The 26,649-nt window shown below is 65.2% G+C and carries 20 protein-coding genes; 10 read left to right on the top strand and 10 right to left on the bottom strand.

The window, feature by feature from the left end:
- Window positions 1-131: 131 nt before the first annotated feature.
- Window positions 132-2,981 (bottom strand): glycosyltransferase, encoded by a 2,850-nt coding sequence (locus ACVMDN_RS16605; RefSeq protein ID WP_456835107.1) that lies wholly within the window; start codon window positions 2,979-2,981, stop codon window positions 132-134.
- Between the two features lie 193 nt (window positions 2,982-3,174).
- A complete protein-coding gene (locus ACVMDN_RS16610) occupies window positions 3,175-3,786 on the bottom strand; it encodes a hypothetical protein (protein ID WP_057018479.1) in 612 nt (203 codons plus the stop codon).
- A 245-nt stretch (window positions 3,787-4,031) separates the two neighbouring features.
- Here ACVMDN_RS16610 and ACVMDN_RS16615 point away from each other — a divergent pair, with 245 nt between their 5' ends.
- Window positions 4,032-5,660 (top strand): glycoside hydrolase family 17 protein, encoded by a 1,629-nt coding sequence (locus ACVMDN_RS16615; RefSeq protein ID WP_141341339.1) that lies wholly within the window; start codon window positions 4,032-4,034, stop codon window positions 5,658-5,660.
- Here ACVMDN_RS16615 and ACVMDN_RS16620 read toward each other — a convergent pair.
- Window positions 5,620-6,000: a hypothetical protein gene (locus ACVMDN_RS16620; RefSeq protein WP_016844836.1), complete on the bottom strand. Its 381-nt coding sequence runs from the start codon at window positions 5,998-6,000 to the stop codon at window positions 5,620-5,622. The genes ACVMDN_RS16615 and ACVMDN_RS16620 overlap by 41 nt on opposite strands.
- A gap of 94 nt (window positions 6,001-6,094) precedes the next feature.
- Complete coding sequence (locus ACVMDN_RS16625) at window positions 6,095-7,468, bottom strand: hypothetical protein (RefSeq protein ID WP_456814404.1); 1,374 nt, start codon at window positions 7,466-7,468, stop codon at window positions 6,095-6,097.
- A gap of 183 nt (window positions 7,469-7,651) precedes the next feature.
- Here ACVMDN_RS16625 and glmU point away from each other — a divergent pair, with 183 nt between their 5' ends.
- Complete coding sequence (gene glmU / locus ACVMDN_RS16630; RefSeq protein WP_076828914.1) at window positions 7,652-9,010, top strand: bifunctional UDP-N-acetylglucosamine diphosphorylase/glucosamine-1-phosphate N-acetyltransferase GlmU; 1,359 nt, start codon at window positions 7,652-7,654, stop codon at window positions 9,008-9,010.
- 257 nt (window positions 9,011-9,267) lie between these two features.
- Here the strand turns inward: glmU and ACVMDN_RS16635 are convergent, their stop codons facing one another.
- The 3 genes from ACVMDN_RS16635 to ACVMDN_RS16645 all read right to left on the bottom strand — a co-directional run bounded on the left by ACVMDN_RS16635 (window position 9,268) and on the right by ACVMDN_RS16645 (window position 12,206).
- On the bottom strand, window positions 9,268-10,851 hold the full coding sequence (locus tag ACVMDN_RS16635) for a solute symporter family protein (RefSeq protein ID WP_229190581.1): 1,584 nt from the start codon (window positions 10,849-10,851) through the stop codon (window positions 9,268-9,270).
- 12 nt (window positions 10,852-10,863) lie between these two features.
- Window positions 10,864-11,178 carry a DUF485 domain-containing protein gene (locus ACVMDN_RS16640; protein ID WP_141341333.1) on the bottom strand — a complete coding sequence of 105 codons (315 nt, stop codon included), beginning with the start codon at window positions 11,176-11,178 and terminating at the stop codon, window positions 10,864-10,866.
- Between the two features lie 77 nt (window positions 11,179-11,255).
- Complete coding sequence (locus tag ACVMDN_RS16645; RefSeq protein WP_076828910.1) at window positions 11,256-12,206, bottom strand: LysR family transcriptional regulator; 951 nt, start codon at window positions 12,204-12,206, stop codon at window positions 11,256-11,258.
- A 175-nt stretch (window positions 12,207-12,381) separates the two neighbouring features.
- On the opposite strand from ACVMDN_RS16645, the gene ACVMDN_RS16650 reads away from it, so the two are divergent.
- Window positions 12,382-13,446, top strand: a complete 1,065-nt coding sequence (locus tag ACVMDN_RS16650) for a carbon-nitrogen hydrolase family protein (RefSeq protein WP_141341331.1) — start codon at window positions 12,382-12,384, stop codon at window positions 13,444-13,446.
- Window positions 13,447-13,650: 204 nt separating this feature from the next.
- Here the strand turns inward: ACVMDN_RS16650 and ACVMDN_RS16655 are convergent, their stop codons facing one another.
- Window positions 13,651-14,967: an ISNCY family transposase gene (locus ACVMDN_RS16655; protein WP_253623899.1), complete on the bottom strand. Its 1,317-nt coding sequence runs from the start codon at window positions 14,965-14,967 to the stop codon at window positions 13,651-13,653.
- Window positions 14,968-15,174: 207 nt separating this feature from the next.
- Between ACVMDN_RS16655 and ACVMDN_RS16660 the strand changes: the two genes are divergently transcribed.
- From ACVMDN_RS16660 to ACVMDN_RS16680, 5 genes are all read left to right on the top strand, one after another.
- Entirely contained in the window at window positions 15,175-15,969 is a 795-nt protein-coding gene (locus ACVMDN_RS16660) for an adenylate/guanylate cyclase domain-containing protein (RefSeq protein ID WP_057018716.1), read from the top strand.
- A gap of 135 nt (window positions 15,970-16,104) precedes the next feature.
- Entirely contained in the window at window positions 16,105-16,380 is a 276-nt protein-coding gene (locus tag ACVMDN_RS16665) for a hypothetical protein (protein ID WP_057018715.1), read from the top strand.
- Entirely contained in the window at window positions 16,377-17,024 is a 648-nt protein-coding gene (locus ACVMDN_RS16670) for a hypothetical protein (RefSeq protein ID WP_057018714.1), read from the top strand. The genes ACVMDN_RS16665 and ACVMDN_RS16670 overlap by 4 nt, the downstream gene beginning before the upstream one ends.
- 175 nt (window positions 17,025-17,199) lie before the next feature.
- The gene (glmS, locus tag ACVMDN_RS16675) at window positions 17,200-19,026 is read left to right on the top strand and encodes a glutamine--fructose-6-phosphate transaminase (isomerizing) (RefSeq protein ID WP_141341328.1); all 1,827 of its coding nucleotides are present in this window, start codon (window positions 17,200-17,202) and stop codon (window positions 19,024-19,026) included.
- Between the two features lie 95 nt (window positions 19,027-19,121).
- Window positions 19,122-19,922, top strand: coding sequence for a DUF502 domain-containing protein (locus tag ACVMDN_RS16680; RefSeq protein WP_057018726.1), 801 nt, complete (start codon window positions 19,122-19,124; stop codon window positions 19,920-19,922).
- 127 nt (window positions 19,923-20,049) lie between these two features.
- Here the strand turns inward: ACVMDN_RS16680 and ACVMDN_RS16685 are convergent, their stop codons facing one another.
- Complete coding sequence (locus tag ACVMDN_RS16685; protein ID WP_141341326.1) at window positions 20,050-20,334, bottom strand: GIY-YIG nuclease family protein; 285 nt, start codon at window positions 20,332-20,334, stop codon at window positions 20,050-20,052.
- A 146-nt stretch (window positions 20,335-20,480) separates the two neighbouring features.
- Window positions 20,481-22,589, bottom strand: a complete 2,109-nt coding sequence (gene recG / locus ACVMDN_RS16690; RefSeq protein WP_141341324.1) for an ATP-dependent DNA helicase RecG — start codon at window positions 22,587-22,589, stop codon at window positions 20,481-20,483.
- A gap of 250 nt (window positions 22,590-22,839) precedes the next feature.
- Here recG and ACVMDN_RS16695 point away from each other — a divergent pair, with 250 nt between their 5' ends.
- Both ACVMDN_RS16695 and mfd read left to right on the top strand, forming a co-directional pair.
- A complete protein-coding gene (locus ACVMDN_RS16695) occupies window positions 22,840-23,130 on the top strand; it encodes an FAD assembly factor SdhE (RefSeq protein ID WP_141341314.1) in 291 nt (96 codons plus the stop codon).
- Window positions 23,127-26,645, top strand: coding sequence for a transcription-repair coupling factor (mfd, locus tag ACVMDN_RS16700; RefSeq protein ID WP_141341312.1), 3,519 nt, complete (start codon window positions 23,127-23,129; stop codon window positions 26,643-26,645). Before ACVMDN_RS16695 ends, mfd begins: the two co-directional genes overlap by 4 nt.
- Window positions 26,646-26,649 lie beyond the last annotated feature (4 nt).

The following is a 26,649-nucleotide window of genomic DNA, read 5'->3' on the forward strand; positions in this document are numbered from 1 at the left end:
TCGTGCTCCAGCCCGCGCTGTGTAGGGGGCAGGGCCCATCGGGTCAATAGCCGACGGGCGCTCAATTGTGCACCGACGCGCCGGATTTGCTGTTCCGGCGCCTGTGCTTAGGGCCGCTTCTTGAAGTTGGCTCAGTTGTCGCGGCGGATTTCCGAGCCGACCGGCTGCGACGGGGCGGCGACCGAGGGCAGGCTGACCGGGCGCAACCCGATCAGTTCCGCGGTGCGGATCGCGCTGTTGCGCCAGAATGCGAACTCGTTGATCCGCGAATTCTCCAGGATTGCGATGGAGACCGCCGCCAGGAATGGCAGGCTCTGCAACACCAGGACGCCGGCGAAGATGTAGATCTCGCGCACCTGCTTGTAGCCGTTGGTGACGACAAGCACGACGGCGCCGATCAGCAGCAACACGCCGATCACGGCTTCCCAGAACGCCTGGAACTCGATCGACATCCGCGACAGGCCGCCCTTGGAGGTGCGGGCGAACGCAAGATGCTCGGTGATCAGGCCCTGCGCCACCGCGCGCGACACCGTCCACTGCACGCTCATCGCCGCGATCATGGCCCCTAACATCTGACCGGCCTTGATGTTCACGCGCAGCCGGTAGAGCGCGACGAAATGCACCAGCGAGACGATGAAGGAGGCGATGATCGGCAGCGTCAGAATCTTGTCGGGGATCGCGATGTCGGCGAAGGCAACGATCGGCACCCAGATCAGATTGAGGATCGCAACCACGACGCCGAGGCTTTCGGCGCCGAGCCAGTTCAGCCAGCCCAGCGAGAACTCGCGGCGCTGATCCGGCGTCAGCCGGCTGGCGCCGGGCAGGAAGCGCCGCCAGTGCTTCTTGACGATCTGGAAGCCGCCATAGGCCCAGCGATGGCGCTGCTTCTTGAAGGCCTCGTAGGTGTCGGGCAGCAGGCCTTCGCCGTAACGCACATTGGTGTAGTGCGTGAGCCAGCCCTGCTGCTGGATCGAGAGGCCGAGATCGGTGTCCTCGCAGATCGTGTCAGAGGACCAGCCGCCGGCCTTGTCCATCGCGGCGCGGCGGATCAGGCACATCGTGCCGTGCACGATGATGGCGTTGAACTCGTTGCGCTGGACCATGCCGATGTCGAAGAACCCGGCATATTCGCCGTTCATGATGTAGTGCATCAGCGAGCGATCGCCGTCGCGATGCTCCTGCGGCGCCTGCACGAGGCCGACGCGCGGATCGGCGAATGCCGGCACGAGATCCTTCAGCCAGTCCGGATGCACGACGTAGTCGGCATCGATGATGCCGATGATCTCGGCATCCGCCGCGGTGCGGTCCATCGCGATGCGCAGCGCACCGGCCTTGAAGCCCTGCACCTTCTCGGCATTGATGAACTTGAAGCGCTCGCCGAGCAGCCGGCAGTGATCCTGGATCGGCCGCCAGAAGTCGGGATCGGGCGTGTTGTTGATGATGCAGACGCACTCGAAGTTCGGATAGTCGAGCCGCGACACCGCATCGAGCGTCTGCTTCAGCATCTCGACCGGCTCGAAATAGGCCGGGATGTGGATCGAGACCTTCGGAAACTTGACGTTCTCGCCGATCGTGGCGGGCGCGAGCGGCGCGCTCTTGCCGATCAGCCGGCGCGGGCCGCGGCCGAACGCCACCGCCGCGATCTCCTCGATCCGCGCCATCGCGATCAGCACCAGCGGAACCAGCAGCACCAGGCCGAGGCTGAGCGCGAAGGCCGAGCCCCAGACGAAGTAGTGCGTCGTCCAGTACGAGAACACGGTCGCGACCCAGGCGCCGACGCCGTTGGCGGCCGCCGACAAGAGCAGCGCCTGCATCACGGTCGGCTGGTCCAGCCGCAGGATCGGTAGCGACATGAACAGGCCGACCAGGACGGCGACCAGCGCGATCTTCCAGTAGTTCGGATCGGTGACCGGACCGGTCCAGGCGAACTTTGGCTCGCGGTCGGCATTGAGGATGCCCCAGTAGGGTCCGACGCCGCCTTCGAAGAACTTCCAGGGCTGATCGATCGCCTCGACGATGTTGTAGTCCATGCCGATGGCTTCGGCGCGGGTGACGAAGTTGCGCAGCACGGTGGCCTGCTGGAACGGGCCGGGAACGGCGCTGCGCAGATTGTAGCCCTGGCTCGGCCAGCCGAATTCGGCAATCAGGATGCGTTTGCCGGGGAAGGAGTCGCGCGACAAATTGTAGCGGTCGACCGCCTGGTCCACCGCCTGCTTGTCGGTGAAGTTTTCCCAGTAGGGCAGCACGTGCGCGGCGACGAAGTCGGACGAGTTGGCGAGCTGCGGATGGTCGCGCCAGATGTTCCAGATTTCACCGGTCGTGACGGGGACGTTGACCGACTTCTTGACCCGCTGGATCACCTTGATCAGCCGGTGCACGTTGTTTTCGGCGACTGCCCACTTGATCGCTTCAGCGCGCTTGCTCAAGCCGCTGCTGCCGTTTTCATCCGGCTGCATTTCCGCGTCGTGAAGACGCTGCGCTTCCTCGCGAAGAATCCTCTCGGACTCCTCGGGCGGCACGCCGATCTCCGGAACCGAGCCGAGGTTTTCCAGCGGCACCTGCTCGCCGCGGAACACGGTTTCGTTGCCGACTACAATGCCGATGACGTTGCTGTTGCGCTTGGCCAGGTTGATCGCGGCTTCGATCTCACGGTTGTTGCGGTTGGCGTCCTTGTCGATCCACGCGCCAACCGTGACCTTCATGCCGAACTCGGCGGCGACCGGCGGCACCAGCTCGTTGCCTTCCGTCGACGAATAGAGGCGGACCGCTTTGGTGAGCGTGGACAGTTTTCGCAGGTCGGTGCGCACCTTCTCGGTGTCGGCGGCAACGTCTGCGACGGTGTGGCCTGACTCGAACGGAGCGTAGGACAGACTCGGCAGCGTGCCACGGAAATCGGGCGCCGACTGCTTCTCCTGGAAGAGACCCCACAGGGCGGCGTGGGCGGCGGTGACAAGCAACAGGACGGCGACGACGGCGCGCATCGCGGTTAAACCATACGGGGCCTGAGATTGAGGACTAAGCGAACCCGTCCCCTGGGTTCGACCAACACGACAGCGGAGGGAAAGATATCTCCGCCATCCGATTTAACAACTGGTGTGCCGCGATGGCGTTTTAAGGGCGCAAGCCGTTCCAGCCGCGAAAAAATCGCGGCCGGACCCCGGTCGCGGGATATGGCTATTTCGACGCCGGCGCAGGTGACGCCGACGGGGTCGGTGCAGGCGAGGGCGAGGCTGCCGGTGCCGGTGCGGCGGTGCCGGCCGTCGCCGGCGCCGGGGTGGGAGCAGCGGCGGCGGCCGCGGCCTGGGGCTGCGCGCCCGGATTGATCCAGCAGGCGTGGATGCGGCCGTCGAGGCTGCCGCGGACCTTGTCGTCGATCTGGGCGCCGAACCGGGTCAGGCAGCGGAACGCCGCCTGGACGTGGCCGCCGGGGCAGCCGAACCGGTCGTAGAGGTCGAGATGGCGGAACGCGGTATCGAGGTCGTCGTTCCACATCAAGCGGACGACGCGGCGGCCGAGCCAGACGCATTCCGGGTTGCCGGCCGGGCCGTTGATGGCCTGCTGGGCCTCGACGAACTCCTCGACCTTGCGCTGGTTGGCTTCCCGTGCGGCATTTGCGTTGGCGTCGGGCTGTCCAGGCTGCTGTTTCGCCTGATCCGGCGGATTCGGCGTGCCGCTCTGGGCGAACGCGCCGCCGGCCCCAATGAGGAGCGCAAGGCCCGTGACAAGGCCCGTTACGGCAAGATGGCGCAAAGTAGTGTTCTTCAACTCAAGCAGCCGTCGACGCATGTATTCCCCGATAATGTTCCTGCCCCCGCGGGATCATCCTAACGGCTCGCGTGATGCCGTCCAAATAGGTCTCCAGTGCGGCGGAGACTCTGGCGAAATCTGATGACTGGAATTTGGTATTTTGTCCAGCAAACTCACAACTTTATCGACCCAGCGCAAAACTGTCGCAGGACAACCATGGTATTGACCTAATCCCGCTCTTGGCAGATGGGCTGTGACCGGCTAATTCGACGGTCCCCCGGAGGATGGAACCGATTTCGCTTCGTACGCCGCTGGCGCTTCTCCTGATCTCGCTCGCCGTGATTGCATCCGTGTGGTGGTGGCTCGCCACGCCGATTACGCTCGTGCGCGCGCCGATCGATCCCGCTGCAAAGCTGCAATGCGTGTCCTATACGCCGTTCCGCGGCGCGCAGACGCCGCTTGATCCCACCACGCAGATTCCAGTCGAGCAGATCGAGCAGGATCTGACCGATCTCGCCAAGGTCACCGACTGCGTGCGCACCTATTCGATCGAGAACGGCCTCGACCAGGTCCCCGGCGTTGCGGCCAAGGTCGGGCTGAAGGTGATGCAAGGCATCTGGCTCAGCAGCAACCGCTTCAAGAATTTGCAGCAGATCGCGATCGCGGTGCGGCTCGCCAAGGAGTATCCCGGCGTCGTCACCTCGCTGATCGTCGGCAACGAGGTGCTGCTGCGCGGCGAGATGACCGCCACCGATCTTGCCGGCAACATCCGCGCAGTGAAGGCGGCGGCGGGCAATCTTCCCGTCACCTATGCCGACGTCTGGGAATACTGGGTGAAGAACCGCGAGATTTATGACGCGGTCGATTTCGTCACCATTCACATCCTGCCGTATTGGGAGGACATCCCGGTCAAGGCGAAGTACGCCGCGGCGCATGTCGACGATATCCGCAAGCGGATCGCGGTGACATTCCCGGGCAAGGAGATCCTGATCGGCGAGACCGGCTGGCCGAGCCAGGGGCGGATGCGGGAGGGCGCATTGCCGTCGCGCACCAACCAGGCGCGGGTGGTGTCCGAGATCCTCGACCTCGCCAAGCGCGAGGGCTTTCGGGTCAACCTGATCGAGGCCTACGACCAGCCCTGGAAGCGCAAGCTCGAGGGCACCGTCGGCGGCAATTGGGGCCTGTTCGATTCGGTCAAGCGGCAGGTGAAATATCCGCCCGGCGTTGCTATCACGAACTATCCGGACTGGAAGCTGCAGATGGCGGGCGGCATGGCGCTGTCCGTCGCCACATTCCTCGCGGCCTGGCTGACGCTGCGCCGCCGGCCCTGGACGCCGCGGCCGTCGGCCTGGATCGCGGTCGCCATTTCGGCCACGACGGCGGGGGCGCTGCTCGGGATTGCCGGCGACAAGATGTATTACGAGAGCTACGGCGTCGGCGGCTGGCTGCATTGGGGCGTGCTGCTCGCAGCGGGCATTGCCGCGCCGCTGCTGACGGCTCACGCGCTGATCGCCGGGCGGTCGCTGCCGACCTTCCTGGAGCTGGTCGGGCCGCGCGACTATCGCGGCAAGGGCGTGATCGGCGCGGCGCTGGCAATTGTGCTGATCATCACCACGGTGATTGCTGCCGAAACCGCGCTCGGCTTTACCTTCGATCCGCGCTACCGCGATTTCCCGTATGCCTCGCTGACCATGGCGGTGGTGCCATTCGCGCTCCTGACCATGCTCAACCGTCCGAAGGAAGGCATCCGGCCGCTCGCGGAATCCGTATTCGCCGGCCTGCTGGTGATCGCCGCCGGCTACACGATCTACAACGAGGGCACGATCAACTGGCAGTCGGACTGGACCTGCGTGATGTACCTCTTGCTCGCCGCTACGCTGTGGCGGGCGCGGGCCGCGCAAAACCCAGGATGAACAGCCCGATCGCGAGCCCCGACAGCACGACATTGTAGAGCACGATCCCGAGCCCCGCAGCGATCAAGCCGACGGTGAGCAGCACGATCGACGGCCGCGTCAGGTTGAGCACCGCGATTACCAGCGCGGTGATCCCGAACACCGAGTTCTTGAACAGTACGGTCGACAGCGCGCGAGCCTTGCAGAGCATGGTCTGCGCGCCGGCGTCGCAGGCCAGCGCAACGGGAGAGAACTCGATTGCCAGATAGCGCACGTAGAGCGCGTAGCCGACGGTGACGAAGCCCACGACCATCAGGAACTGGACCTGATAGGGGGAGAGGCGGAACGGAGGTTTTGTCATCGCGGCACTATGGTCGGGATCGGGTTGCGGGACAAGTTCGGTCGGAGCATCGAAATCGGTTGAAAATCCGGCCACAATCCCTTGGCTCACATGATTATTGGCTGTTCCGCCGGAATATCGAGGAGATCGTGGTCGGCTCCGGCTTCTTGTCCTCGGCGACCGGCTGCTGCTGCTGCTGCGGCGGCGGCGCGACGGCGCGCTTCGGCACGGCCCGGCGATGCGACGGCGCCGGCTTGGCTCCGGCGGCCGGCTCGTTGAGGGCCAGTCGCTGGCCGTCATAGATCGCCGTCTCGCAGGTCCGCTGCACCAGGCTGAGGCCCGCGCAGATCCTGGCTGCGGTGCCGGCGTCGTTCAGCGGTCCGGCCACCAGGCGCAACTGTATGCCGAGCCCGTTGCTGCTCTCCTTGATCACGATGATCGGCCGCAGCGCCGCCAGCGGCGCGTTGGCCTTCGACTTCAACAGGCCGCGCCACAGCGCGCGCAGTCCATTGACCGAGTTGGCCGTGCCGAGATCGACGCCGAACTCGGTGCGGTGGATCTGTGCCTGCGGCGCATCGTCCTCGGCGTCCGGATCCGCTGTGATCACCAGCGGAGGGATCGGTGCGACGGTGACATCGTTGGCGGTCGGCGGCTTGACGGTTTCGGTTGCCTTGTTCGCCGCAGGATCGAGCGATGCCAGGACCGGCTTGTCGACAAGCGGCTTGTCCGCGACCGGCACCGGCGCAGCGGGTGCATCCTCGGCGCCGGCCGCGGCGGCGCTCATTGGACTTGCGATCGATGCGGCCGTGGCGGAATTCGGCGGCGAATTGTCGGAGGCTGGCGGCTTCTCCGCGGCGGCCTGCGGCTTGGCGGGCGCGGACGCGGGTTTCTTGTCGGCCGTTGCCGGCTTTTCGGCCGCCGCAACCGGCTTCTCGATCGGCCCAGTCGCCTTGCTGTCGCCGGCTGTGGGCAGCTTGTCGATCGCCGCCGGCTTGTCCAATGCGACCGTCGGCATCGTTGCGACGGCGGCAACGGTTGGCGCGGAGGCGGCGGGCGACGAACTGGCGGTTGCGGGCGAGGTACCGGGCGCTGCCAAGGGCGATGGTGCCGGCGGCTGCCTGGCGATCGCGCCGGTCACGGAGTCGAGGCCCTGCTCCAGCGTGGTGACGCGCGAATACAGCCGGTCGCGGTCGCCGTTGAGCGTATCGATCGCAGACGCCAGCCGGCGCGTCTCGTTGTGGCTCTCCTTCGCCAGCGTCTGCAACTGCTGGGCCTGTCGCGCGAGGTCCGCTGCGGCAACTTGGTCGCGCCGCAGCGTCAACGCCGACTGGTTGGCCATCACCGCGACGGTGACGGCGCCGACCGCGGCAACGCCCCACGAGCCGAGCCGCCACAGCATGCGGCGATCCAGAGCATCCTCCTCGGCCAAAAAGCCGGTGGTGCTCTCGGTGTCGAATTCCGCCGCCAGATTGTCGCGATCTTTGGCCAAAGCCCGCTTGGCCCTCCTCAAGGCCCGCCGAATCACGAGGCAAAGATTAACAGGAAATGGACCGGGAACTTGAATCCGGAGCGCCACGGAGGCGAATCGGTTTCTTCTGCCGGGGAAAACAATTAAAGACGGCCTCGAAGACAGCTTTGCGCAGCGAACTGCGCGCGACATCGAGGATTGCGAATGACTGCGCGAACGAGCCTGACAGTGGTTCTTGCGGCCGGTGAGGGCACGCGGATGCGCTCGTCGCTGCCGAAGGTGCTGCACCCCGTGGCCGGGCAGCCGCTGCTGGCGCACGTGCTCAACGCCGCGGCCTCCGGCGAGGGGTCGCAGCTGGCGGTCGTGATCGGCCCGGACCACGAGGCGGTCGCCAACGAGGTGCGTCGGGTGCGGCCCGACGCACAGACCTTCGTGCAGCGCGAGCGGCTCGGCACCGCGCATGCGGTGCTGGCGGCGCGCGAGGCGATCGCCCGCAGCGCCGACGACCTCTTGATCGCATTCGGCGACACGCCGCTGATCTCGGCCGAGACCTTCGCCCGCATGCGCGCGCCGCTGCGCGACGGCGCGGCGCTTGCGGTGCTCGGCTTCCATGCCGCAGACCCGACCGGCTACGGCCGCCTGGTGGTCGAGAACGGCAAGCTGGTTGCGATCCGCGAGCAGGCCGATGCCAGTGCCGAAGAGCGCAAGATCACGCTGTGCAATGCCGGCGTGATGGCGTTCGACGGCAGGAAGGCGCTCGCGATCATCGAGAAGATCGGCAATGCCAATGCCAAGGGCGAATATTATCTGACCGATGCCGTCGGCATTGTCAGGGAACTCGGACTGGAGGCCGTCGTGATCGAGACCAGCGAAGACGAAGTGCGCGGCATCAACACCAAGGCGCAGCTCGCCGAGGCCGAGGCCGTGATGCAGGCGCGGCTGCGCAACCAGGCGCTCGAGGCCGGCGTGACCCTGATCGCGCCGGAGACGGTCTATCTCGCCGCTGACACCAAATTCGGCAAGGACGTCACGATCGAGCCGTTCGTGGTGATCGGACCCGGCGTTTCGATCGACGACGGCGCCGTGATCCATTCCTTCTCGCACATCACCCAAGCCACGATCGGCAAGAAGGTGGAGCTCGGACCCTACGCGCGGCTGCGGCCCGGCACCTCGCTCGGCGACGGCGTGAAGATCGGCAATTTCGTCGAGACCAAGGGTTCGAGGCTGGAGGCCGGCGTCAAGGTCAACCATCTCTCCTACGTCGGCGACGCCCATGTCGGTGCCAATTCCAACCTCGGTGCCGGCACCATCACCTGCAACTATGACGGCTTCCTCAAGCACAAGACGCTGATCGGCGAGGGCGCCTTCATCGGCACCAATACGTCGCTGGTCGCGCCGGTCACGATCGGCAAGGGCGCCTATATCGGCTCGGGCTCCGTGATCACCAGGGATGTTCCCGACGATGCGATGGCGCTCGAGCGCAGCGAGCAGTCCATCCGCGAAGGCGGCGCCGCGCGCTACCGAACGGCGAAGCTGAAGGAGAAGGCGGCGAAGGGGAAGTGATCTTCTCGCGACATATTTGCGAGCCTGTCTCGACCATAAAATGTCATCCCGGCGAAAGCCGGGATCCATATTCCGCGGCGGAAGTTGGGGACAGGACTCGTCGTTCCAGCATCGTGAAGCAATGACCGTCGGTGGTTATGGGTCCCGGCTTTCGCCGGGACGACACTGTATGTGTTGCGCGATCTGTGAGTCACATATGCGCATCGGGTGACGGGGTTCGCAACGGGCTGATCGCAACGTCGATCGGTTGACCCGGTTCATGCCGCATTCTTCGCCTGGCGCGGCTCGTCGGTGTTCGGCTCTACCGGTCCGAGCAGGATGCGCCGCTGCATCTCGTCGAAGGCGAGGTTTGCGTTCTTCTCCCGTGTCACCAGCGACAGCAGGATCGCGACCGCAAAGGATAGCGGCATGCTGATGATCGCGGGATTGCGCAGCGACACGAACCACCATTGATGCTCGACCGCGGCGAGCGGCTTGCCGAGAATGTCGACCTGGATGGTCGGGGACAGATAGATCAGCACCAGCGAGCTCAGTGTGCCGACGAGGATGCTCGCCACGGCAGCAGGCGTCGTGAAGCGGCGCCAGGTGATGGCGAGCACGAGCGAAGGGAAGTTGGCGGCGCAGGCGATCGAGAACGCAAGTCCCGCCATGAACGCGACGTTCTGGCCTTCGAACGCGATGCCCAGGCCGATGGCGAGGATGGAAATCAGAACCGTCGCGACCCGCGCGACCTTGAGCTGCTCGGCTTCCGAAGCGGTGCCGCTCCTGATCACATTGGTCCAGACGTCGTGGCAGAGCGTGGCGACGCCCGACAGCGTCAGCCCCGCGACGACGGCAAGCATGGTCGCGAACGCGACCGCGCAGATGAAGCCGAAGAACGCGTTGCCGCCGACGGTGAGTGCGAGCAGGGGCGCTGCCATGTTGCCGCCGCCGCCGGCCTTGGCCACCGCCTCGGCGCCGACCAGCACCATGGCGCCGAAGCCGATGATGAAGACCATGAGATGAAAGACGCCGATCAGGCCGGTGGCATAGAGGATCGACAGCCGTGCGGCTTTGGAATCCTTCACCGTGTAGGCCCGCATCAGCACATGCGGCATCGCGGCGGTTCCGAACATCAGGCCGAGCCCGAGCGAGATGGCATCCCATTGACCCGAGACCACCTTCGATCCCGGCTGCAGCACCTTGGTGCCGTATTTCTCGGATGCCGCGGCGAACAGCTTCAGCGGGTTCATGTCGAAATGGGTCAACACGAGGAGGGCGAGCAGGATGCCGCCGCCCATCAGCAGCACAGCCTTGACCACCTGCACCCAGGTCGTCGCCAACATGCCGCCGAACAGCACATAGACCAGCATGACGCTGCCGACGACGACGACCGACCAGGTGTAGGGCAGGCCGAACAGCAGCTTGATCAGCGATCCCGTCGCGACCATCTGGGCGATCAGGTAGAACAGGATCACGGCAAGTGTACCGATGGCGCCGGCGAGGCGCACCGGGCGCTGGCGCAGGCGATAGGCCACGACGTCGGCGAAGGTGAAACGGCCGACATTGCGCAATGGCTCGACGATCAGGAACAGAATGATCGGCCAGCCGACCAGCCACCCGATCGAATAGATCATGCCGTCGAAGCCGTTCGAGGTGACGATGCCGGCAATTCCGAGCAGGGCCGCGGCGCTCAGGAAGTCTCCCGCGAGTGCCCAGCCGTTCTGCCACGGCGTGACCTGGCCGCCGGCGGCAAAGAAGTGCTCGGTGGTGCGCGTGCGCCGCGCAGCCCAATAGGTGATCGCCAGCGTCAACGCCATGAAGGCGAAGAAGAACCCGATCGAAAGCGTGCTGCTGCCCATTTGCCTGTCCCCTTAGCGAAGCTCGCGAACGCCTGCGTCGAACACCCGGTTCGCCCACAGCACGTAGACCAGGCAGAGCACGAAGGAAGAGATGATGACGAGCGGGCCGAGCACAATGCAAAGCGACAGGCCGGGCATCAGAATGGTGCCGAGCAGCGGCTTGTCGAACGCGAAAAGCCCCATGAAGCCGAAATAGATCACGATCATCGCAACGCTCAGAACGAGCGCGACTGTCAGCCGCTTCTTGGCCAGTTTCTCGGCCTGCTTCTTGGCCAATGCGCCGCCGTTCGGCGCCGGATCGGCATTGCCGGGAATAACCACGTTCATATCGGCTCCCTCAAAAACTCAGCGCGCTCTGCTTGCGCCAATCGAACGAGCTTCAGCCGGGGGCTGACGGAAGGGAATTATGGATTTTTGCAATCTGCTGTGCGCGGCTGCGGCACGACATCGGCCAGCGTGACCTGCATGTCGGGATCCTGCTTCAGGGTATTTTTCAGGAAGGCGCGGACGGCGCGGATGCGCGGGGCGAATTGCAGGTCGCTGTGGACGTTGAGCCAGACCTCGCGAACGGTGCCGGCGAGAGCGGGCAGCACCGGTATCAGGTCGGGCCGGTCCCTTGTGGCAAAGCTCGGCAGCATCACGATGCCGAGGCCGCCCGCCGCGGCGTTCATCTGCGCGATCATGCTGTTGGAGTGGAAGGCGATTTTCGGCTCTTCGATGACATCGGCGAGCCAGCGCACCGAGTCGACCTGGATCAGGTCCTCGATATAGGACACGAACCAATGATCCTGCAGGTCGCGCAGGCTTGCGGGCATCCCGTGGTGGTCGAGATAGTCCTGGCTCGCGAATAGCCCGAGCCGAAACTTGCCGATGCGCTCCGAGATCAGGCCCGGACCGGGCGGCCGGAAGAAGGACACGAACAGATCGGCCTCGCGCTTATGAACGTAGACCGTCTGGGCGGACGTGACGAGTTCGACGGTGAGCTGTGGCGCGGTGCGTCGCAGCTTGGCAAAGCGTTGCGCCAGATAGAGCGAGGCGATCCCCTCCATGGTGGCGAGCCGCACGGTCCCGACGAGCTCCTGGGTGTCGCTGGCGCTGGCCTCCTCGCGGATCGCGATCACCGCGCTCTCGACCCGCTCGGCATGGCGCAACAGCCGCTCGCCGACTTCGTTCAGCTTGAGCCCGGTGCGGTGGCGTTCGAACACCGCAACCCCGAGCGAAGCTTCCATCTGGGCGATGCGCCGGCTGACGGTGGAATGGTCGAGCCGCAGCCGCTTTGCCGTTTGGCTCAAATTCCCGGCGCGGGCGGCGCAGAGAAACACCCGCAGATCGTCCCAGTTGATCGTGTCGAACATCACCTGCCTCCCGGTTGCGGCCGTTGAAATTGCGGCCCTTGTCAGCAAAGCAATTCCCGTTCCAGCGCGTGGCGGTTCCGATCCTTCGCAACCGACCTTGCGACAATTCCCATGCACGCCGGCAAGCCAGGGATGATACCGCTTCGCTCCCCTAGTCCTAGCCGGGATTTTCGACATGCTTCCTCGTTTCAAGGCTGCTGCCGTCCACGCCGCGCCCGTCTTCCTCGACAGCTGGGCGACCACCGAAAAGGCGATCGCCATCATTCGCGAGGCGGCCAGGGCCGGCGCCGCGCTGATCGCGTTTCCCGAAACCTATATTCCCGCCTTTCCGGTCTGGGCTGCGCTGTGGCCTCCAATCGACAACCACGATCTGTTCGTGCGCATGGCGGAGCAATCCGTGCTGGCGGACGGACCGGAAGTGGCGCGGCTTTGCGCCGAGGCGCGCGCCCTCGGCGTCACGGTCTCGATCGGCATCAGCGAGCGCTCGGCCGTCAGCGTCGGGGGGCTGTGGAACTCGAACCTGCTGATCGGCGAGACCGGAGAAATTCTCATCCATCACCGCAAGCTGGTTCCGACCTTCTATGAGAAGCTAGTGTGGTCGTCAGGGGATGGTGCGGGCCTCAAGGTCGCGGAGACGCGGCAGGGCCGGATCGGCGGGTTGATTTGCGGCGAGAATACCAACCCATTGGCCCGCTTCGCGCTGATGGCGCAGGGCGAGCAGGTGCACATTTCGAGCTGGCCGCCGATGTGGCCCACCCGGCGCCCGGCAGGCGGCGGCAATTTCGACAACGTGGCCGCCAACCGCATCCGGGCCAGCGCCCATTGCTTCGAAGCCAAGGTATTCGGGATCGTCACCGCCGGCTACATGGACCAGGCACTGCGCGCCTTCCTCATTGAACGCGATCGAACGATCGCCGACGTGATCGACCAGACACCACGTGCGGCGAGCTTCTTCGTCGATCCGACCGGCAGCGTCTTCGGCGATGGATTGCAGGACGAGGAGGGGATCGCCTACGCGGAGATCGATCTCAATCGCTGCGTCGAGCCGAAACAGTTTCACGACGTGGTCGGTTACTACAACCGCTTCGACATCTTCGGCGTGACGGTCGACCGCAGCCGGTTGACCCCGGCTCGATTCCGCGATCCAGAGCAGCCGATAGCGGACGTGCAAGACGCGGCAATTCTGTCGGTCGATGCCGACGCTGCATCGAATGGGCAGGGCCGCGACCTCCGGAGCTGACGAAGCCTTGGTGCTGCCTCACACGATCCTTCGTCCGCGTGCGGGACCCGACGCGGACATCGCGGTCCGGCATTCTCGATAGTCCGCAAACCTGCAACGTGTCCGTAGCGGGTGAAGATGTCGTGTTTTTGTAGCTCGTGATCTGTCGCCTTCGTGTCTGATTTGCAGGGGAGCCGGAAGGCGGGGACGGCTTTCCCTGATTGATCATGCCACGGCTGTTGTGGCGGTTTTAGCCCTGTGGGTGAGTTTCTTTGTTCGACTTGAAGCCCGTTTCTCCGCCCCGACCCGCACTTTCTCGACGGCGGCGCGCGCAGGAGCGGTCAAGGACGCGCGCTTGCGCGCCCGCCAGGGCTTGTCCTTGACGGCTCCGAGCACGCCGCCAGGCTGAAGCGCGTCGGGGCTGATCTGCTGTCCGTCAGGCGCAAACCTCGCCAATCGATGCGGTCCAAGGAACACGCTGACGGTGCCATCGGGATACTCATGGAGCCGCACCAAGGCCTTGACGAAGTGAGGTCTGAGCCGGCTCTGCGGCAACTGCAGCCGCCGACCGTTCCATGCAACGGTATTGTCGTTGGCGACGGTTCGCTCCTCGATCACGCACAGCGCCTCGCGCCAGGCCTCATGCCGGTCGGCCACGAATGCCGTGCCTTCCTGTTCGGGCTTGATCGCAAACGCGGCGTTGTGCCCGGGGATGTAATGCGCCTTCAGCCACGCGTTGGCAGCCTCAACCGTCGTGATCCCGGCAAGCCGCAGCTCCTTCGGCAGCCGGTCCTGCAAGGTGCCGAACACCCGCTCGGAGCGCCCGCGCGCCTGCGGCGAATAGGCTGCGATATGCTCGATCCCAAGATGCGACAAAGCCCGTCCCACCTGGGTTTGTTGCGTCTTCGAGACCTTCTCGCCAGCTTTTGGGGTCAGGAAATAATGGCTGCCGCGGTCGGTGTAGAGCGCGCAGAACAGGCCATGCTCGCCAATCACTTCGCGCAAGGCCTGGAAGGTCGAGGCCGTTCCTTCTTCCTCGACCAGCACCATCGAGTAGATCTCGCTGGTCGCATCGTCCATCGTGACGATCAGGTCCCTCGCGGGCAGGCCTTCGATCCAAACGTGGCGCGATCCGTCCTGGTGCAGCAGCATGCCCCGAAGCGGCCGCCGCGGCCGCTTCTTGCGGTGCGCCGAACGCTTCGGAGCCTTCCGCACCAGCCCCGCCGCGTGCAGCGCCAGCTTCGTCACCGTATAGCCCAGCACATAGTCGTGCCGCTTTTGCATCTGCTCGTGGAAGTGCTTCACCGTGAAGTCCGCGTACTTGTCCCGGTACAGCGCAAGCATCCGTTCCAGCTCCTCCTCCGGCGCCCGCCGTGGCGAACGACGCCCCAGCCGGCGGTCGACAAGCCCGTCGTCGCCCTCCGCCTCATAGCGCTCCGCCCAGCGTTGAAACGTCCGAACACTGATCCCAAGAACCTCCGAAGCTGCCTCCTGCGTCAGTTCCTTCGCCTCCGTCCGATCCAGCAAATCTGAAAACCGCATCCGTCGTACACCCTCGTGAATGGATGCCGTGCCCATCGCGCCCCCCTTGTTCCGGAGCACCGAAAACACGACACTTCACGAGCTACAAACAGGCGACAGATCACGAGCTACTGACACCGCAAACCTGCAACGTTGCCAACGCGGGAATGTATGGCTACGCTTTACCCTGGGTAGGCTGCCAAACGACCTTCGATCGGCCGGACGCTCATGCCAAAATTCCTTCGCATCGGAGTCCATCAGTCGAACGTTTCCGGATACACGTCGAAGGCATGGTGCATTCGACGGGCCGGCTCGACGGTTTTCCTGAAATGGGGCGCCGTGCAGGTTGATGGCGCGGGCGACAGGCGAAAGGTCCACTGGACGTTTCCACCGCAGGAAAAAACCATTCGCTGCCGCACGGTGCAGCGCGCCCAGGACTACACCAAGGCCGCCATCGCGCGGCGACGCAGCCATCGCTATGAACCGCTGGCTGGGAATATCGCTAACCGGCGGCGAACCACCGACCGGGACTCGCAGCTCAAGCAGGCGCTCGCCACGATCCTCTATGTCGATATCGTCCGATCCACCGAAAAGGCCGCGCGGCTCGGCGACACGCGCTGGGCGACGGTGATGAACCACTACTATGTCGCTGTGCGCAGGGAGCTGAAGGCCTTGCGGGGGAAGGAAGTCGTGACCACGGGCGACGGGTTGCTGGCGACGTTCCGCGCGCCGGCAGCCGGGATCCGTTGCGCGACCGCGATCCGCGAGTCCGTGCGCACGCTGGGGCTGGAGATCAGGGTCGGACTGCACGCGGGCGAATACAAGGTGAGTGGCGCGGAGGTGATCGGGCTTGCGTTTCACATCGGCGCGCGCGTCGCGGCGAAAGCGCGGGCCGGCGAAGTGCTGGTCTCGAGCGCGGTCAAGGACCTGATGTCAAAGTCCGAAATCCGCTTCAAGGACCGCGGCGCGCACCAGCTCAAAGGCGTGCCGGAGCGATGGCGGCTCTACCGGGTGGAGCATTAGGGCGTCCCGGGAGCGTCGACTACCGCCAGCGTCGGCTGGCCTCGCCGAAAGGCGTTAATGACATATTGATGCGGTTAACGACGTTTGCCGTCTGCGGTTTCATCGCTCTTAGGAGGCGACAAGGCAAAACACGGCATGCGCAAACATGCCGCGACCGTTCTGATTGGCGTCTTTTGCAGCCTGGTGACGTACTTCAGCGCCGCACGACTCTACCAATGGGCCGAGACCGGACAGTTGGCGGTGCTGTCCCGGAAGACACACGACCAACCTGAGTTCGTTTCCTGGGGCGACGATCGGCCCAGCTTCGTGCTGCTGTTCGCGCTCTATCTGTTTTTCCTCAAGAACGGACTGCTCGGCATGCTGGTTACGTGCCGCGAGGTCTGGCTGCGTGGCCGGGGATGGGAACCGTGAGCGCGCGGCTGATCGCTGGATTGATCAAGGTGCTGCTCGGAGGTCTTCTCACGGCCGGTCCGCCGCTCGTGTCGGTCGCGCGCGGCGACGAAACTGCGAGCATCAATGCACGACGCGAGGCGCTTCGCGAATGGAGCAGCCTTGCCAATGGACGCACGGACTTTGAAATTTCCGATCCGGCCTTGGTGCCAAGGATGCTCGCGCTTGCGGCCGAGCAATCCGGCTGCAAATACAGTGATGACATCGAAAAGTTGCCGGTTCGCTTCATGAAAGTGGCCGGGCACCGTCTCGCGCTGATGTTCTGTCGGCTTTCCGTGACCGGATCGCATCGCGCGTTCGATCTTTCCGACGTCAGCAGACCAAAGCCGATGGAATTTCCGTACGTCGCGCTGAACGGCTTCGGTACGACGGACACTCCGGGTTTCATCACATGGAGGGAGGAGGCCGGCTTGTTTCAGGCCGAAACCGGATCGGACCTGTGTCCCAGCCCACACCTGCGGCATGTCTATCGGCTAGACGTGACCAATCGCGAAAGCTTTGTCGTGGTTCGCGTCGAGGTCAGCGCGCCTGCGTGCGGCGCGGGTCAGGAATGGACCACGATCTGGGAGGCGAAACCGTGGCCCGCGCCGGCGGATCCGCGCTGACGCGCTCTTGCCAAAATGGTTAGCCCCGATTAACCAGCCTTTCGCATCAACCTTGCCGTTTAAGACTGTCGCAATCGGCAATAATTATTGAGTATCTTGCGGCCGGCGATTCCCGTTAAGGGACCGTGTCGCCGCTTTGGCAAATTTTCGGCGATTTTTGGGGACATTGAACCGCATGTGCGGCATCGTCGGCATTCTTGGACGCGCTCCGGTCGCGGAGCAATTGGTGGATTCGCTCAAGCGGCTCGAATATCGCGGCTATGATTCCGCGGGTGTCGCCACGCTGGAGAATGGCGGCCTGGCGCGGCGCCGCGCCGAAGGCAAGCTGAAGAATCTCGAGGCCCGGCTCGAGGCCAAGCCGCTCGGCGGCCATACCGGCATCGGCCACACCCGCTGGGCCACGCACGGGCGGCCGACCGAGAACAACGCGCACCCGCACGCCACCGAGCGCGTCGCCGTGGTGCATAACGGCATCATAGAGAATTTCCGCGAGCTGCGCGAGGAACTCGAGGCCAAGGGCGCGGCGTTCTCGACCGAGACCGACACCGAGGTCGTGGTGCATCTGGTCGACAATCTGCTGAAGGGCGGCGTCAAGCCGATCGATGCGGTGAGGGCGGTGCTGTCGCAGCTGCGCGGCGCGTTCGCGCTCGGCTTCATCTTCGCCGGCGAGGATGACCTGATGATCGGCGCCCGCAACGGCCCGCCGCTCGCGGTCGGCCATGGCGAAGGCGAGATGTTTCTCGGGTCCGACGCGATCGCGCTCGGGCCGTTCACCGATACGATCAGCTATCTCGAGGACGGCGATTGGGTGGTGCTGAATCGCAAGGGCGCCACGATCTTCGACAAGGACAACGCCATCGTCCACCGCGAGGCGATCAAGCACACGACGGCAACGGCGCTGGTCGACAAGGCGAACTACCGTCACTTCATGGCGAAGGAGATCCACGAGCAGCCCGAAGTGGTCGGGCACACGCTGGCGCGCTATGTCGACATGGCGACCGAGCGCGTCACCATGCCGGTGAAGCTGCCGTTCGACTTCAAGGATATCCAGCGCGTCTCGGTCACCGCCTGCGGCACCGCGAGCTATGCCGGCTTCGTCGCGAAATACTGGCTGGAGCGGCTGGCGCGGCTACCGGTCGAGCTCGATGTCGCCTCCGAATTCCGCTACCGCGAGGCACCGCTGCGCAAGGGCGATCTTGCGATCTTCATCTCGCAATCGGGCGAGACCGCCGACACGCTGGCGGCGCTGCGCTACGCCAAGGCGCAGGGTGCGCACACGCTCTCGGTCGTCAACGTGCCGACCTCGACGATCGCGCGCGAGAGCGAGACCGTGCTGCAGACGCTCGCCGGTCCCGAGATCGGGGTCGCTTCGACCAAGGCGTTCACCTGCCAGCTGATGGTGCTGGCCTCGCTCGCGGTCGCCGCCGGCAAGGCGCGCGGCGAGCTGTCCGATGCCGACGAGGCCAAGCTGGTGCATGGCCTTGTCGAGATTCCGCGCCTGATGTCGGAAGCGCTGACCACTGAAGTGCAGATCGAGAAGCTGGCGCGCGAGATCTCGAAGTCTCGCGACGTGCTCTATCTCGGCCGCGGCACCAGCTATCCGCTGGCGCTGGAGGGCGCACTGAAGCTGAAGGAAATCTCCTACATCCATGCCGAGGGCTACGCCGCCGGCGAGCTCAAGCACGGGCCGATCGCGCTGATCGACGAGCACATGCCGGTCGTGGTGATCGCGCCCTACGACAAGGTGTTCGAGAAGACCGTCTCCAACATGCAGGAGGTCGCCGCCCGCGGCGGCAAGATCATCCTGATGACCGACGCCAAGGGCGCGGCGGAGGCGACCATCCAGTCGCTGGTGACGATCGTGATGCCGGACATGGGGGCGACCTTCGCGCCGATGGTCTACGCCGTTCCGGTGCAGCTGCTCGCCTATCATACCGCTGTCGTGATGGGCACCGATGTCGACCAGCCGCGGAATCTGGCCAAATCGGTCACGGTCGAATAGTCGCAAGCCGCGGCTTCACGCGGCCCTTCAAAAATGCGACAGAATGGCTTAGCTGGGTGGTGGACTACGGCCGCTTCGACGACCCTGGAACCGCAATGACCTCCAACCAAGTGCCTCCCGCCTCGACCGGTGAATTGCCCCCGGATGCCCCGCGCGGGCTGATGGCGCGGTTTCGCAACTATTTCCTGACCGGCCTCGTGGTGGCCGGACCGGTTGCGATCACCCTGTATCTGACCTGGTGGTTCGTGAACTGGGTCGACAATCTGGTCCGGCCGTTCGTGCCCACGGCCTACCGGCCGGAAACCTATCTGCCATTCGGGCTGCCGGGTTCCGGCCTGATCGTCGCGGTCATCGCGCTTACGCTGCTCGGCTTCCTCACCGCCAATCTGATCGGGCGAACCCTGGTCGATCTCGGCGAACGGCTGCTTGGCCGCATCCCTGCGGTGCGCGCGATCTATCGTGGCCTCAAGCAGGTGTTCGAAACGCTGTTCTCCGGCAACGGCTCGAGCTTTCGCCGCGTCGGCCTCGTCGAGTTTCCCTCGCCCGGCATGTGGTCGATCGTGCTGATCTCGCAGGCGCCGAGCGCCGAACTTGCCGCTAGCCTGCCCGGAGCGGAAGAGCACATCTCGGTGTTCCTGCCGTGCGCGCCGAACCCGACCACCGGCTTCTTCTTTTACGTGCCGAAGAGCAAGATCATCGAGATCGAAATGAGCACCGAGGATGCCGCGACGCTGATCATGTCCGCCGGCGTGGTGCAGCCCGGCGGCACCGCCGATCAGAAGCGCGCCGCGGCGCTCGCCGGCATGGCCAATGCTGCGCGCATTGCGAGCCAGGCTTCGACCAACCAGGCCTCGCTGCAGCCGGCAACTCAGCCCGCGCCGGCCAAGGTCGAATAAGAGGCCCAACTCCATCCTCGTCATTGCGAGGAGCGAAGCGACGAAGCAATCCATGATTCCACATATGCGGACCGATGGATTGCTTCGCTACGCTCGCAATGACGGCGGGAAGGGGCGATGAGCACACCTAGATCAGCGTCTCGTAGAGGTCGTTCCAATCTGGATTCAGCGCCTCGATCAGCGCAATCTTCTTCGCGCGGCTGCCGGCCTTGATCTGCTTCTCACGAGTGATCGCGTTGTACATGGTTTTGTGCAATTCGTACCAGACCAGAATCTTGCAGCCATATTTGGCCGAGAAGCCCTTCACCAATCCCTCGCGATGCTCAAACGCACGCTTGGGCGTTGCGGTAACGCCCATGTAAACGGTGCCGTGACGCTTGTTGGCGAAGATGTAGACGCATGGTTGTTTCATGATGTCCCCCAGCCGCAAGTATATACCGTCATTGCGAGGAGCGGAGCGACGAAGCAATCCACGCTTCCGCATATGCGGAACGATGGATTGCTTCGCTGCGCTCGCAATGACGCTGGGTAGAGCGCTCGCAATGACGGGGCTGGCCGCTACCCCGCGCCGATCAGCGGCACGGCTTCGTCGCGTTCGTAGAGGTAGAGCAGGACGCGCAGCGCTTCGCCGCGTTCGCCCTTCAGCTTCGGGTTGTCCTTCATGATCCGCAGCGCCTCGTCGCGGGCCTGGGTGATGAGCTGGCCGTGCACTTCGGAGCGCGCGATGCGGTAGCCGGGCAGGCCGCTCTGGCGGATGCCGAGCACATCGCCTTCGCCGCGCAGCTTCAGATCCTCCTCGGCGATCCGGAATCCATCCGTCGTCTCGCGGATCACTTTCAACCGCGCCTTCGACATCTCGCCGAGCGGCTCCTTGTAGAGCAGCAGGCAGGTCGAGGCCTCCGAGCCGCGGCCAATGCGCCCGCGCAATTGATGCAGCTGCGCAAGCCCGAAACGTTCGGCGTTCTCGATCACCATGATGGTCGCCGCGGGCACGTCGACGCCGACCTCGACCACCGTGGTCGCGACCAGGAGGCCGATCTCGTGCGCGGCGAATTGCGTCATCACGCGGTCCTTCTCGGTGCCCTTCATCTGGCCGTGCACGAGACCGACGCGATCGCCGAACCGCTTCTGCAGGCTCTCGAAACGTTCGGTCGCGTTGGTGAGATGCTCGGTGCCCTCGGCCTCGGATTCATCGACCAGCGGGCAGATCCAGTAGACCAGCTTGCCGGCGCCGAGCGCGCGGCCGACGCCGTCCATGACGTCCTCGATCCGGCTCATCGGCACCGCGCGGGTGTCGATCGGCTGGCGGCCGGCGGGCTTTTCGCGCAGCTCCGAGACGTCCATGTCGCCAAAGTATGTGAGCACCAGCGTGCGCGGGATCGGGGTGGCGCTCAGCACCAGCACGTCGACGGCCTCGCCCTTGGAGGTCAGCGCGAGCCGTTCGCGGACGCCGAAGCGATGCTGCTCGTCGACCACGGCAAGCGCCAGCGCCTTGTAGATCACGTCGTCCTGGATCAGTGCGTGGGTGCCGACCAACAGATCGATCTCGCCGGCCTCGAGCTGTGCCAGCAGCTCGCGGCGCTCTTTGCCTTTCTCGCGGCCGGTGAGGATCGCAACCCGTAGGCCAGCGCTCTCGGCGAGCGGTGCGATGGTCTTGATGTGCTGGCGCGCCAGGATTTCGGTCGGCGCCATCAGCGCGGCCTGCTTGCCGGCTTCCGCAACCGCGGCGGCAGCCAGCAGCGCCACCACGGTTTTGCCGGAACCGACATCGCCCTGCACGAGGCGCAGCATCCGCACCGGCTGCTGCAGGTCCGCGATGATTGCCGCGACCGCCTCTTGCTGCGACCTGGTCAGCGCATAGGGCAGGGCATCGATGATCTTCCGGCGCAGATGACCATCGCCGGCGTTGCGCACACCGCTGGGGCGTCGCAGCGTGGCGCGGATCAGGGCGAGCGCGAGCTGGCCGGCCAGCAGCTCGTCGAATGCGAGACGTGACCAGAACGGACCGTCGGGCAGGATATCGGTCAGCTCGACCGGCACATGCACGCGGGTCAGCGCCTCCCTGATCGGCGGGAAGTTGCAGCGGCGCAGCACCTCGGGGCTGATCCACTCCGGCAGCTCGGGCAGCCTGGTCAGCGCCTGCGCGATGGCGCGGCGGAGCGAGCCGATCGCAAGCCCCTCGGTCAGCGGATAGACCGGATCGATGCCGGACAGTTTTGCAAAGCCCGCTTCATCGACGACGCGATCGGGATGCACGATCTGCGGGATGCCGTCATACATCGCCAGCGTGCCGGAGACGTAGCGCTTCTCGCCGACCGGCAGCAGCTTCTCGACATAGCCGGGCTGGGCACGGAAGAAGGTCAGCACGACGTCGCCGGTGTCGTCGCTGGCATAGACAAGGTAGGGCGCGCGCGAATTGCGCGGCGGCGGCGGGCGATGGCGGTCGACGGTGACCTCGAGCGTCACCATGGTTCCGACCGCGGCGTCGCGGATCTTCGGCCGGGCGCGGCGGTCGATCACGCTCGCCGGCAGATGCAGCAGCAGGTCAACCAGCCGCGGCGTCTCGCTGCGGTCGAGCAGATAGCGCAGCAGCTTGTCCTGCTTCGGGCCGACCCCTTGCAGGGTCGTGACCTGGGCAAACAGCGGATTGAGCAGGGCTGGGCGCATCGACGAATCCAAGACCGTTTCACACCGTCATGCCCGGCCTTGTGCCGGGCATCCACGTCTTTTTTTGGAGCTGATGTCGGCCGGTCCCGTCTACGCCAAGACTTCGACGGGCGCGCAAGCCCGGCAATGACGGCATGCGCCCAGGGAAACCCCAAAACGCGGCGAATGAGGGCTGACATCGGCCATCGCCATGGCTATATCAAGCCCGCCCGGCACGTCCGGGCTTTTGGCGTTGGATGGATTTTGGGACATGACGGGATCGACACGATCGAGCAGCGGGCTCGATGACCGCCGCAAGCGGCTTTTGTTTCGCTGCTGGCACCGCGGCACCCGGGAGATGGACCTGATCCTCGGCCGCTTCGCCGACGCGACCATTGGCGAGCTGTCCGATCACGAGCTCAGCGAGCTCGAGCATTTGATCGAGGTCCCGGATCCCGACCTCTATGCGGCGCTGACCGGCGACAAGGTGCTGCCGTCCGAATATGCCACCGCGCTGTTTGCCCGCATCAAGTCGTTCCGGGTCGCGGATCCCAGCGCATGAAACAGCCGATGAAATCACCGGCCGCGATGCTCGCGCCCGGCCGGGTGCTGACCATCGCCAACGTCGCCGAGGGCGCCGAAGGGCTCGTCATCTCCGACCTGGCGCGCGCGATCGCGGCGCAGCCGAAGCGGCCGGCGGTCAGCCTTGCCGTGGTGTGCCGTGACGGCACGCGGATGCAGCAGCTCGCCCGCGCGCTGGAGTTCTTTGCGCCCGATATCGCCGTGATGCAGGTTCCGGCCTGGGACTGCCAGCCCTACGACCGCGTCTCGCCGCATTCCGGCATTTTGGCGCAACGGCTCACCGCTTTGGCCAAGTTGTCGCGGCTGGTCGGCAGCGACAAGCCGCTGATTGTGCTCACCACGGTGAATGCGGCCGTGCAGCGGGTCCCGGCGCGCGATCAGGTCGCAGCGCAAGCGCTGTCGGTTGCGCCCGGCAATGTGGTGCCGATGGATTCGGTCGTGGCCTGGCTCGAGCACAATGGCTACACCCGCTCGTCCACGGTGCGCGAGCCCGGCGAATATGCCGTGCGCGGCGGCATCCTCGATCTGTTTCCGGCCGGCCTCGACCAGCCGGTGCGCTTCGACTTCTTCGGCGACAGCCTGGAATCGATCCGCACCTTCGATGCCGAGACCCAGCGCACGCTACTCGACATGCGCGGGCTCGATCTCGTGCCGGTGTCGGAATTCCAGCTCACCACCGAAACCATCCGGCGTTTCCGCATGGGCTATGTCGCCGCGTTCGGCGCGCCGGGGCGCGACGATCAGCTCTATGAAGCCGTCTCCGAGGGACGGCGTCACCCCGGCATGGAGCATTGGCTGCCGCTGTTCCAGGAGCGGATGGACACGCTGTTCGATTATCTCGACGGGGCGACGGTTGCGATCGAGCCGCAGGGCGAGGACGCAGCGCGCGAACGCTTCTCGCAGATCGTTGATTACTATGACGCACGGCGCGAGGCGCTGGAGCATCCGGGCAGCGGCGCGGTCTACAAGCCGCTGCCGCCGGACCAGCTCTATCTGACCGAGGCCGAATGGACCAAGCTGCTCGGCGATGCGCCGCTGGCGCGGCTGACGCCGTTCGCGGTGCCCGAAGGCACGCCCGACGTGTTCGACGCCGGCGCGCGGCAGGGCCGCAACTTCGCCCCCGAACGCGCCGACAGCAATGTCAACGTGTTCGAGGCCGTGGTCGGCCATGTCGGCGCGCTGCAGTCACAGCGCAAGAAGGTGGTGATCGCGTTGTGGAGCGAGGGCTCGCGCGACCGCATGGGCGCGATGCTGCGCGACCACAAGCTCCTGAACACGACCAGCGTCAACACCTGGCGGATCGTGCAGGCGACGCCGCGCAACGAAACCATGCTGGCGGTGCTCGGCATGGAATCCGGCTTCGAGACCGACGAGTTCGCCGTCATCAGCGAGCAGGACATTCTCGGCGACCGCCTGGTGCGGCCGCGCAAGGCGAGCCGCAAGCTCGACAATTTCATCTCGGAGGTGACGAGCCTTGCAACCGGCGATCTCGTGGTCCATGTCGAGCACGGCATCGGCCGCTTCGTCGGGCTGCAGACGCTGGAAGTCTCCGGCGCGCCGCATGACTGTCTCGAGTTGCATTATGCCGCCGAAACAAAACTGTTCCTGCCGGTCGAGAACATCGAGCTGTTGTCGCGCTATGGCTCCGACAGCGCCAATGTCGAGCTCGACCGTCTCGGCGGCGGCGGCTGGCAGGCACGCAAGGCCAAGCTGAAGAACCGGATCCGCGAGATCGCGGGCGAATTGATCAAGATCGCGGCCGAGCGGCAGCTGCACGAGGCGCCGAAATTCCCGCTGCAGCCGCATGTCTATGACGAGTTCTGTGCGCGCTTCCCCTATGAGGAGACCGAGGATCAGCTCGGGGCCATCACCTCGACCTTGAAGGACCTCGAGATCGGCCGCCCGATGGACCGGCTGATCTGCGGCGATGTCGGCTTCGGCAAGACCGAGGTGGCTCTGCGCGCGGCGTTCGCCGTGGCGCTGGAGGGCAGGCAGGTCGCGGTGGTGGTGCCGACCACGCTGCTGGCGCGTCAGCACTCGCGTACTTTCACCGAGCGCTTCCGCGGCTTCCCGGTCAATGTCGCGCAGGCCTCGCGGCTGGTGTCGACCAAGGAGCTCAACCAGGTCAAGAAGGGGCTCACCGACGGCAACGTCGACATCGTCGTTGGCACCCATGCGCTGCTCGGCAAGACCATCAAGTTCAAGGACCTCGGCCTGTTGATCGTGGACGAGGAGCAGCATTTCGGCGTCAGCCACAAGGAGCGGCTGAAGCAGTTGCGCGCCCAGGTCCATGTGCTGACGCTGTCGGCGACCCCGATCCCGCGCACGCTTCAGCTTGCATTGACCGGCGTCCGCGAGCTCTCGATCATTGCTTCGCCGCCGGTCGATCGCCTTGCGGTGCGCACCTTCGTCGCGCCCCACGATCCCCTGATGATCCGCGAGGCGCTGCTGCGCGAACGCTACCGCGGCGGGCAGGCGTTCTATGTCGTGCCGCGGATCGAAGACCTCGCCGGCGTCAAGGATTTCCTCGACAAGAACGTGCCGGAGATGAAGGTCGCGGTCGCCCACGGCCAGATGCCGCCGACCGTGATCGAGGACATCATGTCCGCGTTCTACGACGGCAAGTACGACATCCTGCTCTCGACCACGATCGTCGAGTCCGGTCTCGACATCCCGAACGCCAATACGTTGATCGTGCACCGCGCCGACATGTTCGGCCTCGCCCAGCTCTACCAGCTGCGTGGCCGCGTCGGCCGCTCCAAGCTGCGCGCCTATGCGCTGTTCACGCTGCCGGCACAGCAGAAGATCACGGCGCAGGCGGAGCGGCGGCTCAAGGTGCTGCAGTCGCTGGAGACGCTGGGCGCCGGCTTCCAGCTCGCCTCGCACGACCTCGACATCCGCGGCGCCGGCAATCTGCTCGGCGAAGAGCAATCCGGCCACATCAAGGAAGTCGGCTTCGAGCTGTACCAGTCGATGTTGGAGGAGGCGATCGTCAACCTCAAGGCCGGCGTCGCCGAGCCGGCCGCCGACCGCTGGTCGCCGCAGATCACGATCGGCATGCCGGTCCTGATCCCCGATGACTATGTCAACGACCTCAGCGTGCGGCTGTCGCTGTATCGCCGGCTCGCCGATCTCGACACCGACGAGGACATCGACGCCTTCGCCGCCGAAATGCGCGACCGCTTCGGCGTGCTGCCGGACGAGGTGCGCTATCTGTTCAAGGTCGCGGCGATCAAGGCCTATTGCCGAAGGGCCAATGTCGGGAAGGTCGACGCCGGCCCGAAGGGCGCCGTGATCGCATTCCGCGACAACAGCTTTGCCCATCCGGAGCGGCTGGTGAGCTTCATCCGCCAGCACGGCCAGGCCGCCAAGGTGCGGCCCGACATGAAGGTGGTGTTCTTCCAGGAATGGGATACTCCGGAAGAGCGGCTCGCCGGCACCACCGAGATCCTGCGCCAGCTCGCCAACCTCGCCGAGAGCAAGAAGGCGGCTTAACACG

It is taken from the genome of Bradyrhizobium sp. USDA 4510 (assembly GCF_054059095.1).